The 14738-nt window shown below is 71.6% G+C and carries 13 protein-coding genes; 10 read left to right on the forward strand and 3 right to left on the reverse strand.

All coding sequences use genetic code 11. The features are described from left to right. The first annotated feature begins 2 nt into the window (after positions 1 to 2). The 4 genes from WJM95_RS33420 to WJM95_RS33435 all read left to right on the forward strand — a co-directional run bounded on the left by WJM95_RS33420 (position 3) and on the right by WJM95_RS33435 (position 3336). The gene (locus WJM95_RS33420) at positions 3 to 725 is read left to right on the forward strand and encodes an alpha/beta fold hydrolase (protein ID WP_339134601.1); all 723 of its coding nucleotides are present in this window, start codon (positions 3 to 5) and stop codon (positions 723 to 725) included. A 198-nt stretch (positions 726 to 923) separates the two neighbouring features. Beyond that, positions 924 to 1898 (forward strand): ATP-binding cassette domain-containing protein, encoded by a 975-nt coding sequence (locus WJM95_RS33425; protein ID WP_339134603.1) that lies wholly within the window; start codon positions 924 to 926, stop codon positions 1896 to 1898. After that, the gene (locus tag WJM95_RS33430; RefSeq protein WP_339134605.1) at positions 1895 to 2656 is read left to right on the forward strand and encodes an ABC transporter permease; all 762 of its coding nucleotides are present in this window, start codon (positions 1895 to 1897) and stop codon (positions 2654 to 2656) included. The genes WJM95_RS33425 and WJM95_RS33430 overlap by 4 nt, the downstream gene beginning before the upstream one ends. Before the next feature lie 152 nt (positions 2657 to 2808). Beyond that, positions 2809 to 3336, forward strand: a complete 528-nt coding sequence (locus WJM95_RS33435) for a GNAT family protein (protein WP_339134607.1) — start codon at positions 2809 to 2811, stop codon at positions 3334 to 3336. Positions 3337 to 3409: 73 nt separating this feature from the next. On the opposite strand, the gene WJM95_RS33440 is transcribed toward WJM95_RS33435, so the two are convergent. Continuing rightward, a complete protein-coding gene (locus WJM95_RS33440) occupies positions 3410 to 4000 on the reverse strand; it encodes a TetR/AcrR family transcriptional regulator (RefSeq protein WP_339134609.1) in 591 nt (196 codons plus the stop codon). Positions 4001 to 4154: 154 nt separating this feature from the next. Here WJM95_RS33440 and WJM95_RS33445 point away from each other — a divergent pair, with 154 nt between their 5' ends. Continuing rightward, entirely contained in the window at positions 4155 to 4607 is a 453-nt protein-coding gene (locus WJM95_RS33445) for a hypothetical protein (RefSeq protein WP_339134611.1), read from the forward strand. Between the two features lie 326 nt (positions 4608 to 4933). On the opposite strand, the gene WJM95_RS33450 is transcribed toward WJM95_RS33445, so the two are convergent. Next, the gene (locus WJM95_RS33450; RefSeq protein WP_339134613.1) at positions 4934 to 6319 is read right to left on the reverse strand and encodes a PLP-dependent aminotransferase family protein; all 1386 of its coding nucleotides are present in this window, start codon (positions 6317 to 6319) and stop codon (positions 4934 to 4936) included. 581 nt (positions 6320 to 6900) lie between these two features. On the opposite strand from WJM95_RS33450, the gene WJM95_RS33455 reads away from it, so the two are divergent. Beyond that, positions 6901 to 7827 carry a phytanoyl-CoA dioxygenase family protein gene (locus WJM95_RS33455; RefSeq protein ID WP_339134614.1) on the forward strand — a complete coding sequence of 309 codons (927 nt, stop codon included), beginning with the start codon at positions 6901 to 6903 and terminating at the stop codon, positions 7825 to 7827. 141 nt (positions 7828 to 7968) lie between these two features. Here the strand turns inward: WJM95_RS33455 and WJM95_RS33460 are convergent, their stop codons facing one another. After that, on the reverse strand, positions 7969 to 8805 hold the full coding sequence (locus WJM95_RS33460; RefSeq protein WP_339134616.1) for a putative nonproteinogenic amino acid hydroxylase: 837 nt from the start codon (positions 8803 to 8805) through the stop codon (positions 7969 to 7971). 352 nt (positions 8806 to 9157) lie between these two features. On the opposite strand from WJM95_RS33460, the gene WJM95_RS33465 reads away from it, so the two are divergent. The 4 genes from WJM95_RS33465 to WJM95_RS33480 all read left to right on the forward strand — a co-directional run bounded on the left by WJM95_RS33465 (position 9158) and on the right by WJM95_RS33480 (position 14694). Continuing rightward, the gene (locus WJM95_RS33465) at positions 9158 to 9454 is read left to right on the forward strand and encodes a phosphopantetheine-binding protein (protein ID WP_339134618.1); all 297 of its coding nucleotides are present in this window, start codon (positions 9158 to 9160) and stop codon (positions 9452 to 9454) included. Beyond that, entirely contained in the window at positions 9451 to 10701 is a 1251-nt protein-coding gene (locus WJM95_RS33470) for a cytochrome P450 (RefSeq protein ID WP_339134620.1), read from the forward strand. Before WJM95_RS33465 ends, WJM95_RS33470 begins: the two co-directional genes overlap by 4 nt. Next, entirely contained in the window at positions 10698 to 11435 is a 738-nt protein-coding gene (locus WJM95_RS33475) for an alpha/beta fold hydrolase (protein ID WP_339134622.1), read from the forward strand. The genes WJM95_RS33470 and WJM95_RS33475 overlap by 4 nt, the downstream gene beginning before the upstream one ends. Positions 11436 to 11613: 178 nt before the next feature. Continuing rightward, positions 11614 to 14694 (forward strand): type I polyketide synthase, encoded by a 3081-nt coding sequence (locus tag WJM95_RS33480; protein ID WP_339134624.1) that lies wholly within the window; start codon positions 11614 to 11616, stop codon positions 14692 to 14694. The last annotated feature ends 44 nt before the right edge of the window (positions 14695 to 14738 follow it).

Below are 14738 nucleotides of genomic sequence, written 5' to 3' on the forward strand. Positions count from 1 at the left end.
ACATGACGCCGGCGAAGACGGGGGAGCGGACCACACTGCTGTGCGTACCGTTCGCCGGAGCGGGCCCCTCCTTCTTCCACCCCTGGCAGGACCTGGCCGCCGGCCGGTGGCGGGTGACCTCGGTCGAACTGCCCGGCAGGGAACGGCGGATCCTCGACGAGCCCTACCGCAACGTCGTCGAGGCCGCCAAGAGCGAGATCGACACCGTCGCCGCCGGCCTCGGCGGGGCGAGCCGGGTCGTGCTGTTCGGGCACAGCCTGGGCGCGGTCCTCGCCTACGAACTGGTGCACCTGCTGACCGCCCGGGGCGTGCCCGTCCAACGCCTGGTCGTCAGCGGCTCGCCGGGCCCCTGGACCCAGCGCGAACGCCGCGCCGCAGGCCTTGAGGGCGACGAATTCCTCGCCCGCGTCGAGGAGTTCGCCGGATTCCGGCACGAGGCACTGGACCACCCCGAGATGCGGGAACTGATCCTGCCCACCCTCCAGGCCGACTGCGAGATGCACGAGGCCTACGTCCCCAGCACCGACGAGCCGGTGTCCGTGCCCATCACCTCGCTGCGCGGCGAGGCCGACGGCCTGGTCACCGCCGCCGAGGGCCGCCAGTGGCAGGACGCGACCACGGCCGCGTTCCGCTACACCGAGTTCCCCGGCGACCACATGTACCTGGTCGACCAGGGACGCGCCGTCCTGGACGTGATCGAGGCCGAGTGCGCCCGCGACCGCTGACGCGCTGACGGCCCCGGGGCCGCGCTGTGACGAGAAGGGCGTCCGCCCCCGCGGACGCCCTTCTCGCATCCCCCGCGCCCCCCGCTCCCGCCCCGGATTCCGCTTGTGGCAGAGCAATCCGTGCCGTCGAGGAGGACTCGAGGGCCGTGTCAGGGCCGTGACAGGACCTTGTCAGCACCCGGCCCGACAGTGGGGGGCATGAAGAGTTCCGCTATCGCAGTGACAGGGCTGCGCAAGGCATATGGCGACAAGGCCGTGCTCGACGGCATCGACTTCGAAGTCGCCGCGGGATCGGTCTTCTCCCTGCTCGGTCCCAACGGAGCGGGCAAGACGACCACCGTCAACGTCCTCACGACGCTGCTCACCGCCGACGCGGGCACGGTGCGCGTCGCCGGGCACGACGTGGCGACCGCGACCAAGGAGGTGCGCGCCGCCATCGGTGTGACCGGCCAGTTCGCCGCGGTGGACGATCTGCTGTCGGGCCGCGAGAACCTGCAACTGATGGCGGACCTCAAGCGCGTGCGCTCCGCCGACAAGGTGGTCGCCCGGCTGCTGGAGCGGTTCGACCTGGGGGAGTCGGCGGACAAGCTGGCGTCCACCTACTCCGGCGGCATGCGCCGCAAGCTGGACCTGGCGATGACCCTGGTCGGCAGCCCGGAGATCATCTTCCTCGACGAGCCGACGACGGGCCTCGACCCGCGCAGCCGGCGCACGCTGTGGGGGATCGTCCGCGAGCTGGTGGCCGAGGGCACCACCATCTTCCTCACCACCCAGTACCTGGAAGAGGCCGACCAGCTCGCCGACCGCATCGCCGTCCTCAACCAGGGCCGCCTGGTCGCCCAGGGCACGGCCGACGAACTCAAGCGCCAGATCCCCGGCACCCACGTACGGCTCCGGTTCACCGACACCCTCCAGCTCGACGCCGCCGCGCGGCTCTTCGCCGGCTCCACGCGCGACGAGGAGGAACTGACCCTGCGGGTGCCGAGCGACGGCCGGTCCCGGTCGCTGCGGGCCCTGCTGGACCGCCTCGACGAACACACCCTCGACGCACAGGAATTCTCCGTGCACACCCCCGACCTCGACGACGTCTTCCTCGCCCTGACCGAGCACACCGGCAAGGACACCGAGGCCGCCGAGGACACCAGCGAGAAGAAGGAGGCGATCGCGCGATGAGCACGGTCGCGACGGCGTTCGCCGACTCGAGCATCATGTTGCGCCGCAACGTGAAGCACACCCTGCGCAACCCCACCACGATGTTCAACGCGGTCCTTTTCCCGATCGTCATCATGCTGATGTTCGTCAAGGTGTTCGGCGGCGCCTTCAGCGTCGGCCAGCACTACATCGACTACGCGACGCCGGGTCTGCTCGTGATGGCCGTCAGCTACGGTCTGGGAGCCACCGCGACGGCCGTGAACGACGACATGACCAAGGGCATCATCAACCGGTTCAAGACCATGGACGTCTCCCGCGGGGCCATGCTCACCGGACACGTCGTCGTCACCACCGTGCGCTGCCTGGTGGCCTCCGCCGCCATCGTCGGCGTGGCCTTCGCGATGGGCTTCGACCCCAAGGCGAGCGCCCTGGACTGGCTCGGCGTGCTCGGCCTGTTCGTGCTCCTGTCGGTCGGCACCAGCTGGCTCACCGTCGCCATGGGCCTGGCCGCCAAGACCACCGAGTCGGCGGGACTCGCCACCGTGCCCCTGATCATGCTGCCGTTCCTCAGCAGCGCGTTCGTGCCCGCGGACACCATGGGCGCCGGCGTCAAGCAGTTCGCCCAGTACCAGCCCTTCACCCCGATCATCGAGACCCTGCGCGGCCTGCTGGCCGGCCACGTCTCCAGCGGCGACGCGATCGCGGCCCTCGCCTGGTGCGTCGGCTTCGCCGTCCTCGGATACGTCTGGGCGCTGTCCACGTTCAAGAAGCGGGCCTGATCACCCGCAAGCCCCCCACCCGAGCCGCCCCGGCGACACACGTCACCGGGGCGGCTCCACGCTGCCCACCCCCGTACCCCACGGGGCTCACCGGCCGGTGCCCCCGCGTAGGTTGGCCGTCCCGCCCGACGCACCGTCACGAGGTCCAGTCCATGACCGGCAGCACCAGGATCCGTCTGATCGAGCCCGCCGACGCCGCCGCGATCGCCGCCCACCGGGCCCGCGACGCCGAGGCGTTCCGGCGGTGGGAACCGGCGCAGCCGGACGGCTTCTTCACCGCGCAGGGCCAGGAGGAGCGGATCGGCCGGCTGCTGGCCGGGCACCGGGCCGGTTCGGTCTGGCCGGGCGTCGTGCTCGCAGGCGATCAGGTGATCGGGCAGGTCACCGTCGGCGGCATCCTGCCGCAGCCGCACCTGCGCCGCGGCTCCCTCGGATACTGGATCGCCGGCACCGCCCAGAACCGGGGGCATGCCGGGCGGGCCGTCGCCCTCGCCCTCGGGGTGATGACCGGCGAACTCGGACTGCACCGCGCCGAGGCGTCCACCCAGCTGGAGAACCTTCCCTCGCAACGGGTGCTGCGCCGCAACGGGTTCAGCCCGTACGGCGTCACGCACTCCTCCATCCTCCTCGACGGGAGCTGGCGGGACGCACTGCTGTGGGAGCGCCTCCTCGGCGACTAGCGCCGCATCGGACAGATGGCGGCCCGTACGGTCCCGGACGGGGAGAGCAGGGCCGACTTTGTGCGGTCGAGTCCTAACCGATGGTTCCGTAGGCGGCCATGAACATGTCCAGCAGTCCGTCGACCGCGTCCTCGTCGATGGGGCGGGTTGACAGCAGGCTTCGGTAGTACAGCGTGCCGCACAGCACCTCGGCGGCGAATTCCAGATTCGCTTCCGCGTCCAGTTCACCGGTGCGCTGGGCGCGGGTGATGCGGTCGAGGGTGCTGCGCTCGACGGTGACCAGGAATCGTTCGTGCAGGATTGCCCGCAGCATTGAATCGGCCTGCGCCTCGGCGATGACTGCGCGGTAGACGGGGCCGATCGGCGGGCTCGAGAGGGCGAGGCCCGAGCGCAGGAACTGTTCGCGCAGATCCGCGCGGACGTCCCCGGTGTCGCGGTAGTCCAGGTCGCTGGTCCACACGCGGCTGAGCGCGTCGAGCAGCAGCGCCGGCATCGACGGCCAGCGCCGGTAGATCGTGTGTTTTCCGACCCCGGCCTTTCGGGCGACCGCCTCGATGCTCAGGCCCGCGTATCCGACCTCCGCAGCCAGATCGAGGGTCACCTGGAGCAGCTCTTCGGTGCGTGCGGCGCCTCGGCGTCTCGGCGTGGCGGGCGTGTCGGTCATGCCGCCATCCTAACGGCACGTGTCGTGCCGTTGACATTGTCGAGGACTGCGCGCAGTATTCAGACTCGATCGGCACGCAGCGTGCCGATGTGGCGGCATGTCGCCGCCCCGCGCCCGAGATCCAGCACATCGGACCCTCAGAGGGAGATCTGCCATGAGCAGCGCCGGAAACAGCACGCACGAGGGATTCACGGCCGAGGAGCGGGCCGCGATGAAGGACCACGCCAAAGAGCTCAAGACGGCGGCCCGCCGCGGCTCGCGTGCGGACAAGGCGGCGGAGGCGGAGCGGGACGTGCTCGCGAAGATCGCCGAGATGCAGGACTCGGACCGGATCATGGCCGAGCGGATCCATGCCGTCGTCACAGCCGGCGCCCCGGCCCTCGCGCCGAAGCTCTGGTACGGGATGCCCGCCTACGCGCTGGACGGCAAGGTCGTGTGCTTCTTCCAGAGCGCGGAGAAGTTCAAGGCGCGCTACGCGACGCTCGGGTTCAGCGACCAGGCGAAGCTGGACGAGGGCACGATGTGGGCGGCCGGCTTCGCCCTGACCGAGGTGACGGCCGAAGTGGAGGCGCGGATCGGTGCGCTCGTGAAGCAGGCGATGGGCTGAGGCGCGCCCGGTGAACGGGCCGGGCCCGTGGCGCCTTGGCGTGCCCGGCGGCCTGGCGCTGCCGGTACGGCATCTGCTGGGCGCCTTCACCGACGGCGTCGAGGCGCCAGGCCGACCACGGCAGGTGGCAAATCCCGCCGGCTGCATGCTCGGTCGCAGACATGACGCGCCGTCCGGGTGCCGCTTCGGACGGCGCGCGTGCGCCGGGCCGGGCCGTGGCGCCGGCACAAGGATCCCGACCGGTGACCCCGGCCCCGCCGACGGGGAAGACGTTGCCCGGCGCGGCACTGGCGCCGCTGGTTCCCTCTCTTCGCGGGAGGCGGGAGTCAGGCGCCCTGCGGCTCCAGCAGCCGACCGGTCCGGGGGTGGGTGAGGGAGGGCAGGTGCCGGGCGCGCTGGTCCTGGACGAGCCCGCCGAGCCGCTCGACGCCCAGCGCGATCTGCTCGGGGGTGAGCACGCTGAAGGAGAGCCGGGCCTGATGGAACCCGGACGTGCCGCCGTAGAAGTGGTCCATGGGCGTCCACAGGACACCGAACCGGGACGCCGAGTACTCCAGCATGGCGTCGTCCGCCCGGAACGGCAGGGTCAGCACGACGAACATCCCGCCCTCGGGCGCATTCCACGTGACGTCCTGCCCGCTGCCCGGCACCGGCGCGAACACGCGGCCCAGCCGCTCCAGCAGGGTCGCCAGGTTGCGGCGGTAGACCCCCGCCTCACGGGCGGTGGCCCGCTTGAGGCTGCACCCGTTCTCCAGCAGATACCCGCCGATCACCGCCTGCGCCACCGTCGAGGTGTTGAGCGTGACCATGGACTTGAGCCGGGCGAGGAGATCGGCGAGCAGCACCGGCTCCTCCCGCCCGGCGCCCGCCGCCGTCACCGGCTGGTCCGCGATCACATAGCCCACACGGGCACCGGCGAACGCGGACTTCGCGAACGACCCGAGGTGGATCACCTGACGCCACTCGTCCAGGGCCTTGAGCATGGGCAGCGAGGATCCGTCCGCGCGGAAGAGGGAGTACGGATTGTCCTCGACGACGAGGATCCGCTCCCGCCGCGCCAGCTCCAGCAGGGCGATCCGGTCCGCCAGCGACATGCTCGCGCCACTGGGGTTGGCGAAGTCGGGGACGACGTAACAGGCACGCGGCCGCAGGCCCTCGCGCCGCGCGGCCCGTATCTGCCGCTCCAGGTCCTCCAGATCGATACCGCCCTCGTGCTCCCGCACCGCCCGCACCGGCGCGCCGGCCACCCGGGCCGCGCCGATGAACCCGACGTAGTTGGGGGTGGCGGCGAGGATCACGTCGCGCGCGTCGCGCACGAGGGCACGCAGCAGCAGCACCATCGCCTCCTGGCAGCCGGTGGTCACCACGATGCTCTCCGGGTCGACCTTCAGGCCCTCGTCGACCTCCAGTTGGCGCGCGATGAGCTCGTGGATGAACCCCTTCGTGCGCCCGTACTGGAAGAACGTGCGCCGCACCTGCTCCGCGCCCAGGCCCTTCTCGCCCTCCAGATAGCCGCGGAACGTCGCCAGATGACGGGAGAGGTCGTCCACGTCGTAGAAGCCCTCGAACGGGCGCCCCGCGGAGAACGACACCGCGTCCGGGAACCGTCCGGCGAGTTCGTTGAGCAGCGTCATGGAAGTGAGCGCGGGATCGTCGACCGACGCGTGCAGGTCGGTGACACTCAGCCGGAACGGCCCTGGTTGTTTGGACATAGTCACGTCATCCTCGTCCGCCGGACAACCCAGCCCTGGGCTGGTGTCGGTTGAATGCCGCCTCGGGATTCTCAAGAACATATGCGGCCCCCCTCGAACGGTGAAAGACGATGACTGGAGAAGGGGTCGATTCCCGCTGTTCCCGCACACCGGCGAAGCGGCCGCCGCGCACACCGTCCCGTCAGCGGGACACCACGAGCCGGCATCCGGACCGGCCCGGCGCGCAATACCCGAAACGCGGGCGCTGATCGAGAAAGCCTTGATTTCCGCGAGACATTGACACCCCTCTCGGGCGGCGGAGAGAGTAGGGAACTGCTGGGCGAGCCGTGAGAAGGCCCGGGGACCGCCGCCGCGACCGGCAGCCGTCATCCCGTGAACAGCCGGGCCGGGAAGCCCATTTCGCGGCCCGCCCGCCCGGATGATGAGCGGCCGCACATCAGCGCGATGCCGCGTCGACCCTCCATTGACCCCTGCACACGGCCCGCGCCGAAATCCACGGAGCCGGCGGACGCTGCGCCGGGCCGGCTCCACGCCATTTCCGCGCGGAAAGCGGTACCCGACACCCGACAAGGAGTTGACGCATGACCACACTTGACGAAGGCGTACTGGAGAAGGCGGCGAAGGAATACGCCGAGCAGGGCTTCTCCATCATCCGCGACGTCATTCCCCCCGAGCTCCTGGAGGAGACGGCCGCCCATGTCGACTGGCTCACCCGGAAATACCCGGATCTGCGTCCCGAGCACTTCCACCACCCGCTGATCCGCAACGACGCCTTCTGGGCCCGCCTGGTCTCCGACCCCCGCCTCGTGGACATCGCCGAGTTCTTCCTCGGCCCCGACCTGGCCTGCTTCACCGCCCACTACATCTGCAAGCCCCCCTACAACGGGCAGCCCGTGCTGTGGCACCAGGACGGCGCCTACTGGACGCTCAGCCCGATGGAGGCGCTGACGGTGTGGCTGGCCGTCGACGAGAGCACCACCCGGAACGGCTGCCTGCGCATGATCCCCGGCAGCCACCGACTCCCGCTGCACAAGCCGTCGCTGCGCACCGACACGGACAACATGCTCTTCTCCGCCTCCGACGAGACCATCGTGCAGGAGTGGATCGACAAGGCCGGTGTCGTGGACATCGAGCTCCGGCCCGGCGACGTCTCCATCCACCACCCCCACCTGCTGCACCACTCGGAGGCCAACACCTCCGCCAGGCGCCGCTGCGGCCTGGACATCGGCTACATCGCCACGACCACCCGCATCCACAGCCAGGGCATCTACCTCGACCCGCTGCTGGTACGCGGGACCGACGCGGCCGGCCTGAACAACTACCGCCCCTTCCCCACCTACGAGGACGGCGAGACGATCCCCTTCGCCGGCCAGGAGGACTGGAACGACCACGTCGCCAAGCTCAACGCGGCGCTGCCCTCGCGCACCCGGGACCTGCCCGAGGAGAGCCCCATCGAGACGACCCGGCACATGATCGAGCGTCTGCGCGCGGGCACCACCAAGGGATGATGACCCGCCCGCACCGGCCCAGGGAGCGCCGCCCCGCGCGGCGCACCCCGGGCCGTCGGCGTCGTACGCGCACGGACGGCGGGCCGGGATCCGGGGCACTGCCCCCGATCCCGGCCCGCCGTCCGCGCGCGGGGCGCGCCCTCACCAGACGAACGCCTCGCCGTCGCCCCGCTTCTCGATGCAGTACGTGCGGAAGGCCTGGGCCTTGGCGACCATGTCCTCGTCGCCGGTGCGCCGGGCGGCCTCCAGATACCAGTCGAACGCCGCGGTGGCGTGCGCCCGCCGCTCGAAGTGCAGCGCGGCGAACGGACGGAACGCCGCCCGCATCGTCCCGGGGGTGAAGTGGCGTCCGGAGTCGATGAGTTCCTCCAGCTCCGCCGCGCTCACCTCGGGCCGCTCCGGCAGCAGGACCGGCTCCGTGGCGGGGATGTCACCGCGGATCGCCAGCGGCTCCTCGGACTCCGCGAAGTCCAGGCACAGGGAGAGCCGGGCCGTCCTCGCGGTGCTGCGCGCGGAGTGCGGATCGGTCGAGTGGATCTTCCACACCTCGCCGCGGCGTATGTGGTAGACGGTGTCGTTCTCGGAGTGCAGCGACTCCTCGCTGGTGCGCAGCGGAACCTGCACCCGCAGGCCCGGCTTCGCCCACTCCAGGAAGTCCACGTGCGGGGCGATGATCCCGTCGCGCAGCGCGAAGATCCGCACCCACTGGAGGCGCTCCAGCGGGAAATGCTCGGTCACCAGGGACATGACGTTCGGCAGCCGCTTTCCCAGTTCCGTCAGGGAAAGACTTCCCTCGTGCGGACGGAACGCGACATCGGAATCGGCGCCGCTGCCGTTGGCCAGCACATGGGACGACCAGGACCCGAAGGTGAACGTGTCGTATTCACCGCCGTATTCGTGCTCGTCCACGATGGAAAGTTCCGGGCCCAGGTCGTACGCATCGATGGGCAGTACCGCGAGCCGTTCCGACTTCAGCAAGGAAATCTCCTCCAGTACATGATTGTCTGACGCGCCCGGAAAACCGCTGGGCGTTCCACCCGATCGTCACCATATTTCGTCCGCGTCGGGCAAGGCAACGAAGCGTCGGCGCACCGGACTTGAGCCGATCCGGCCGGTCCAAAATCCCCCGGAAGTACGCTCCGGTCAGGCCCGCGAAGACGCCGTGCCGTCCCGTCGGCAGGACAGTCGGCTCCTGCCGGGACCGCCCGTCCTGTCATCCCTTGCCCGCCGTTTCCCCGGCCATCTACCGTGGCAGCGCGGTGACTTCGGGCACCCGGGAATTCCCGTTCGACAGAGGAAGGAAAGGCTGGAAATGAAATCTTCGCCGAAGGTGATCGACCAGCGGGACGAACAGGACGGGACGCCGGAAGAAGAGGCCGCGTCGCCCGGTGCGCCGGCATCGCTCGCCGGGGAAGTCTCCGCACTGTGGGCGGCGCACTTCGGCGACCGTGAAGTCGGCCCGGAAGACGACTTCTTCGTCCTCGGCGGCAATTCGCTCACCGGAATCAAAATCATCGAGCAGGTGGCACGCGACTACGGCGTCCAGCTGTCCGTCCGCGACTTCTACCTGGCGCAGACCCCCACCCGGGTCGCCGAACTGATCGAGCAGGCAAGGACGGGCACGTGAGGCTGACGCCGGGCCCCGCGCAGGATGTCGACCTCGACACCCTCGACCTGTTCGACCTGGACCTGTACACCTCGGGCGATCCGCACCCGGTCTGGGACGTGATGCGGGACAAGGCCCCGCTGCACCACCAAGTCCTCCCCGACGGACGGGAGTTCTGGTCGGTGACCCGGCACGAGGACGTCTGCCGCGTGCTCGGCGACCACCGCGAGTTCACCTCCGAACGCGGCACCACCCCCACCCACGTCGGCATCGACGACCCCGCCGCGGGCAGGCTGCTCACCTCCACCGACCCGCCCCGGCACACCGAGGTCCGCCGCCCGCTCGGCGCCCCGCTCACCGCCCGCGCGGTGAAGTCCTGGGAGGACTCCATCCGCGGGACGATCCGGCGCTTCCTGGAACCGGCCCTGGACGGCGACACCTTCGACCTCGCCGAACGCGCCCTGCTCCTGCCGGCCATGGTCACCGGCCCGCTCCTGGGCATCCCCGCCAAGGACTGGGAGGAACTCGTCCAGCTCACCGCGATGGTGACGGCCCCCTCCGACCCGCACTTCATGGTCGGCCACGAGGCCGCCACCCTGGCCATCTCCCACCACGAACTGGTCAACTACGTCACCGAGTGGGTCAAGCGGCGCCGCGCCGCGGGCGGCGAGGACGACACCCTGCTCGCCCACCTCATGAGCGTCAGCGCCGGCGGCGCCCCGCTGAGCGACGAGGAGATCGCCCTCGACGGCTACAGCATCCTGCTCGGCGCCAACGTCACCACACCGCACACCGTCTCCGGCACCGTGCAGGCCCTCGTCGAACGGCCCGAGCAGTACGACAAGGCGCAGGCCGACCCCACCCTGATCCCGAACCTGGTCGAGGAAGGACTGCGCTGGACCTCGGCCGCCTGCAACTTCATGCGCTACGCCGTGGACGACATCCCCATCGCCGGAGGCATCGTCCCGGCCCGCGCGGCGGTCGTCGCCTGGATCGGCTCGGCCAACCGGGACGCGTCCCTGTTCCCCGACCCGCACACCTTCGACATCACCCGCGCCAACGCCAAACGGCACGTCGCCTTCGGGTTCGGCCCGCACTTCTGCATCGGCGCGCCACTGGCCCGGCTGACACTGCGGATCTTCTTCGAGGAACTGCTCCAGCACTGCGGGCCGATCGAGCTCGCCGGTGAACCGCAGCACCTGCGGTCCTACTTCATCGCCGGGATGACCCACCTGCCCATCGTCACGCAGAAACGAAAGACACCATGACAACCGGCTCCGCACTCGCCCCGTCGCCGTGGTTCGTCCGGCCGCCCACCACCGGACACCAGGGCCGCCTCTTCTGCTTCCCCTTCTCCGGATCGGGCGCCTCCGCCTTCAGCGCCTGGCCGGCCGCCCTGGAGGACATCGAGGTCTGCCCGGTGCAGTTCCCCGGCCGCGAGAACCGGCTCGGCCACCCCCACTACGGCACCTACGAGAACCTCGCCGCCGACCTGATCGAACCCCTCACCCCGCTGCTCGACCGGCCGTTCGCGTTCTTCGCGCACTGCGCGGGCGCCCTGCCCGCCTACGAGACCGTCCTCCGGCTCGCCGAGGCCCAACTGCCCACACCGGACTGCCTGTTCGTCTCCGGCCAGCCCGCCCCGCACGACGCCGCACGCGACCGCATGCTCACGATGACCGAGGACCAACTGCGCGACGAGGTCGAGGCGTTCGTCCGCGGCCGGGGCATCGAGCCGCGCCCCGACATGATCGACCTGGGCCTCATGGTCCTGCTCCGCGACCACGCCGCCGCCAAGAAGTACCGGCGCGAGACACCGGTCCCGGTCGACTGCCCCGTCGTCGTCCTGCACTGGCAGGACGACCAGGACGTGACCCTGGCCGATCTCGACGGCTGGCGCCGCTACGCCGACCGCGTCGAGTTCCGGGTGGTGGGCGGCGGCCACTACGACTTCATGAACGCCCCCGACGAACTGTCGAAGCTGCTGACCCGCTGGCTCTGAGCCCCGTGACACCGCGCCCGCGAGCCCCATGGCCCCGCCGGCGCCGTGCACCCCGCAGCCCCGCCCGTGAGCCCCGTGGCCCCGCCGGTCGCCGTGAACCCCGCACCACCGCCCCGGCCGTGAGCCCCGCGACGCCGCTCGTGCCCGCCGTACACCGAAGGAACCGGAAGGAACACACATGAGTGGCGCAGCCACCGATATTGCCGTGATCGGGATGTCGTGCCGCTACCCCGGTGTGCACGGCGTCGCCGAGTTCTGGGACCTGCTGCGCGAGGGCCGGTCCACCATCGGCACGTTCCCAGGGCCCCGGGCTGTTGACGCCCGGTCGGCGTACCTGTCCCACCCGGACGCCGCCACCCTGGGCTCCGGCTCCTTCCTCGCATCCGTCGACGGCTTCGACGCCGCCTTCTTCGACATCACGCCCGGCGAGGCGGCGGCCATGGACCCCGTGCAGCGCCTCGGCCTGGAACTCGCCTGGGAGGCCGTCGAGGACGCCCGCCTGCCCGCGGACGCCCTCGCCGGCCGCGAGGTCGACGTCGTCGTCGGCGCCGCCCCCTCCGGCTACGACCTGCTGCGCAGGACCTCGGGCAGCGACCGCGACGACCACTACGCGGCACTGGGCTCCAGCGGCGCGCTGATCGCGAACCGGATCTCGCACCTGTTCGACGTCCGCGGGCTGAGCCTGTGCGCGGACTCGGGCCAGTCCTCCTCCCTGGTGTCGCTGGCGCTGACGTGCGACCGCATCCGCGCCGGAGCGGTGGACACGGCGATCGCCGGCGGCGTCCACCTGATCGTCGACCCCGAGGCGGGCGCGGGCCTGGCGAACCTGGGCGCGCTCTCGCCCGACGGCCGCTGCCACCCCTTCGACGCCCGGGCCAACGGCTTCATCCGCGGCGAGGGCGGCGCGTTCGTCGTCCTCAAACGGCTCGACCTCGCCGTCGCCGACGGCGACCACATCTACGCGGTGGTCCGCGGCTGGGGCGTCAACAGCGCAGGAGCCTCCTCCCGGATGCCCGACCCCAGCCCCACCGGGCAGGCGGCGGCCGTCCTGTCCGCCGTCGCCCGCGCGGGCATCGGCTTCGAGGACGTCGACTACGTCGAGGCCCACGGCACCGGCACCCGGCTCGGCGACCCCGCCGAACTGGCGGGCCTGCGGCAGGTGTTCCGCACGAGCGGCCGCAGCCGCCCGCTGGCCATCGGCTCCGTCAAGGCGAACGTCGGCCACCTGGAGCCGGCCGCGGGCATCACCGGCTTCGTGAAGGCCGTGCTCTGCCTCGACCGCGCCCACCTGGTCCCCACCCCGGACTTCACCACCCCCGCCGTCCCCGGCTTCCACGACGACTTCGACGTCCCGCGCGCGCTGCGGCCCTGGCCCGCCGGACCCGGCCGGCCACGCCGGGCGGGAGTCACCTCGATCGGCATGGGCGGCACCAACGCCCACGTCGTCCTCGAACAGGCCCCCGCCCCGCGGCACGAACCGCCCACCGCCCACCAGGACACCACCCCGGCGATCGCCGCCGGGACGGCGGTGCCCTGGATCCTGTCCGCCCGCTCGGAACAGGCCCTGCGCCGGCAGGCCGCCCGCCTGCACGACCTCGTCACCGCCGACCCCTCCCTGCCGGCACCGGCGATCGGCCACGCGCTCGCCACGACCCGCCGGCTGTTCGAGCACCGGGCCGTCGTCCTGGCCGACGACCGCGACCAGGCACTGGCCGGCCTCACCACGGTCGCGGCCGGCGGCTCCGCCGCACGGGCCGTGCGCGGCACCGCCACCGGACCCACCGGACCCGTCGTCTTCGTCTTCCCCGGCCAGGGATCGCAGTGGCCGGACATGGGCAGACGGCTCTACGCCCAGTCCCCGGTCTTCGCCCGCGCCGTCGACGCCTGCGCGAAAGCCCTGGACCCCTGGCTCGACTGGTCCCTGCTGGACCTGGTGACCGGGGCGAGGACGGCACCGTCGCTGGAGCGCGGGGACGCCGTCGTCCAGCCCGCGCTGTTCGCGATGATGGTCTCCCTCGCCGAACTGTGGCGCTCGCTCGGCGTGGTCCCCGACGTGGTGGTGGGGCACTCCCAGGGAGAGATCGCCGCGGCCTGCGCGGCCGGCGCGCTCAGCCTGGAGGACGCGGCACGGATCGTCGCCCTGCGCAGCCAGGCCCTGACCGACCTGGCGGGCCTCGGCGGCCTGAACGCGGTCGCCGCACCCCTGACCTGGGTCGAGGAACGCCTCGGACACCGGCCCGGGCGGCTGTCCGTGGCCGCCGTCAACGGACCGGCCTCCGTGGTGATCGCCGGAGACCTCCCGGCCCTGGAGGAGTTCGCCGCCCGGGCCGCCGAGGACGGCGTCCGGGTCCGCCGCGTCAGGATCGAGTACGCCTCCCACTCCCACCACGTCGAACGCATCCGCGAGAAGGTCCTCGCGGCCGCCGCCGGCATCACCCCCCGTGAGACGGCCGTGGAGTTCCACTCCACCGTCACCGCGGCCCCGCTGGACACCCGCACACTCGACGCCGACTACTGGTACGCCAACCTGCGCTCGACCGTCCGCTTCGGCGAGGTCGTGGAGAACCTGATGCGCGAACGCGGCGGCGTGTACGTGGAGATCAGCCCGCACCCCGTGCTCCAGGTCGCGATGGAGGAGGCCGCCGAGGCGCTGGCCGCCCCGCCCGCGGTGGTGGGCACCCTCAGCCGCCACGACGGCGGCGCCGGCAAGGTCCTGGCGTCGCTGGCCGAACTGCACGTACGCGGTGTGCCGGTGGACTGGACGGCGGCCCTCACCCCCGCCCCCGCCCACCGGATCGGCCTGCCGGCCTACCCCTTCCAGCGCCGGCGCCACTGGCTGACCGCCGGCCCGGACGAGCCCGCCGCACCCGCCAACGGCCCGGAGGCGCGCACGGCCGGCCCCGACTCGCCGTCGGCCGCCCGCGCCCTCGTGTGCGCCGAGACCGCCGCCCTCCTGACCGCCAAGGGCCTGGCCCTGACACCCGCCGACCTCCAGGCACGGGCGGGCGAGACCTTCAAGGCCCTGGGCTTCGACTCCTCGACCGCGGTGGAACTGCGCAACCGGCTCAACACGGCGGCCGGAGTACGCCTCCCGGCCACCGTCGCCTTCAGCCACCCCACACCGCGAGCGCTCGCCGACCACCTCTTCGCCCTCCTGAAGCCGCCGGCCCCCGCCCCCGCGGAGCCGGTGGAGCAGCCGGTCCAGGCCGAGAGCGGCGACGACGATCTCTTCGCCTTGATCGACCGCGGATACGTGTAGCGGACACGTCCAGCCGCACCCGTTCGTCCAATCAACCGTTGAGG

The organism is Streptomyces sp. f51, from assembly GCF_037940415.1.
Taxonomy (GTDB): Bacteria; Actinomycetota; Actinomycetes; order Streptomycetales; family Streptomycetaceae; genus Streptomyces.

What these genes read in the sequence shown, in the direction of transcription:
- WJM95_RS33420 (WP_339134601.1), top strand. Translation starts at nt 3, where the DNA reads ATGACGCCGGCGAAGACGGGGGAGCGGACCACACTGCTGTGCGTACCG.
- WJM95_RS33425 (WP_339134603.1), top strand. Translation starts at nt 924, where the DNA reads ATGAAGAGTTCCGCTATCGCAGTGACAGGGCTGCGCAAGGCATATGGC.
- WJM95_RS33430 (WP_339134605.1), top strand. Translation starts at nt 1,895, where the DNA reads ATGAGCACGGTCGCGACGGCGTTCGCCGACTCGAGCATCATGTTGCGC.
- WJM95_RS33435 (WP_339134607.1), top strand. Translation starts at nt 2,809, where the DNA reads ATGACCGGCAGCACCAGGATCCGTCTGATCGAGCCCGCCGACGCCGCC.
- WJM95_RS33440 (WP_339134609.1), bottom strand. Translation starts at nt 4,000, where the DNA reads ATGACCGACACGCCCGCCACGCCGAGACGCCGAGGCGCCGCACGCACC.
- WJM95_RS33445 (WP_339134611.1), top strand. Translation starts at nt 4,155, where the DNA reads ATGAGCAGCGCCGGAAACAGCACGCACGAGGGATTCACGGCCGAGGAG.
- WJM95_RS33450 (WP_339134613.1), bottom strand. Translation starts at nt 6,319, where the DNA reads ATGTCCAAACAACCAGGGCCGTTCCGGCTGAGTGTCACCGACCTGCAC.
- WJM95_RS33455 (WP_339134614.1), top strand. Translation starts at nt 6,901, where the DNA reads ATGACCACACTTGACGAAGGCGTACTGGAGAAGGCGGCGAAGGAATAC.
- WJM95_RS33475 (WP_339134622.1), top strand. Translation starts at nt 10,698, where the DNA reads ATGACAACCGGCTCCGCACTCGCCCCGTCGCCGTGGTTCGTCCGGCCG.
- WJM95_RS33480 (WP_339134624.1), top strand. Translation starts at nt 11,614, where the DNA reads ATGAGTGGCGCAGCCACCGATATTGCCGTGATCGGGATGTCGTGCCGC.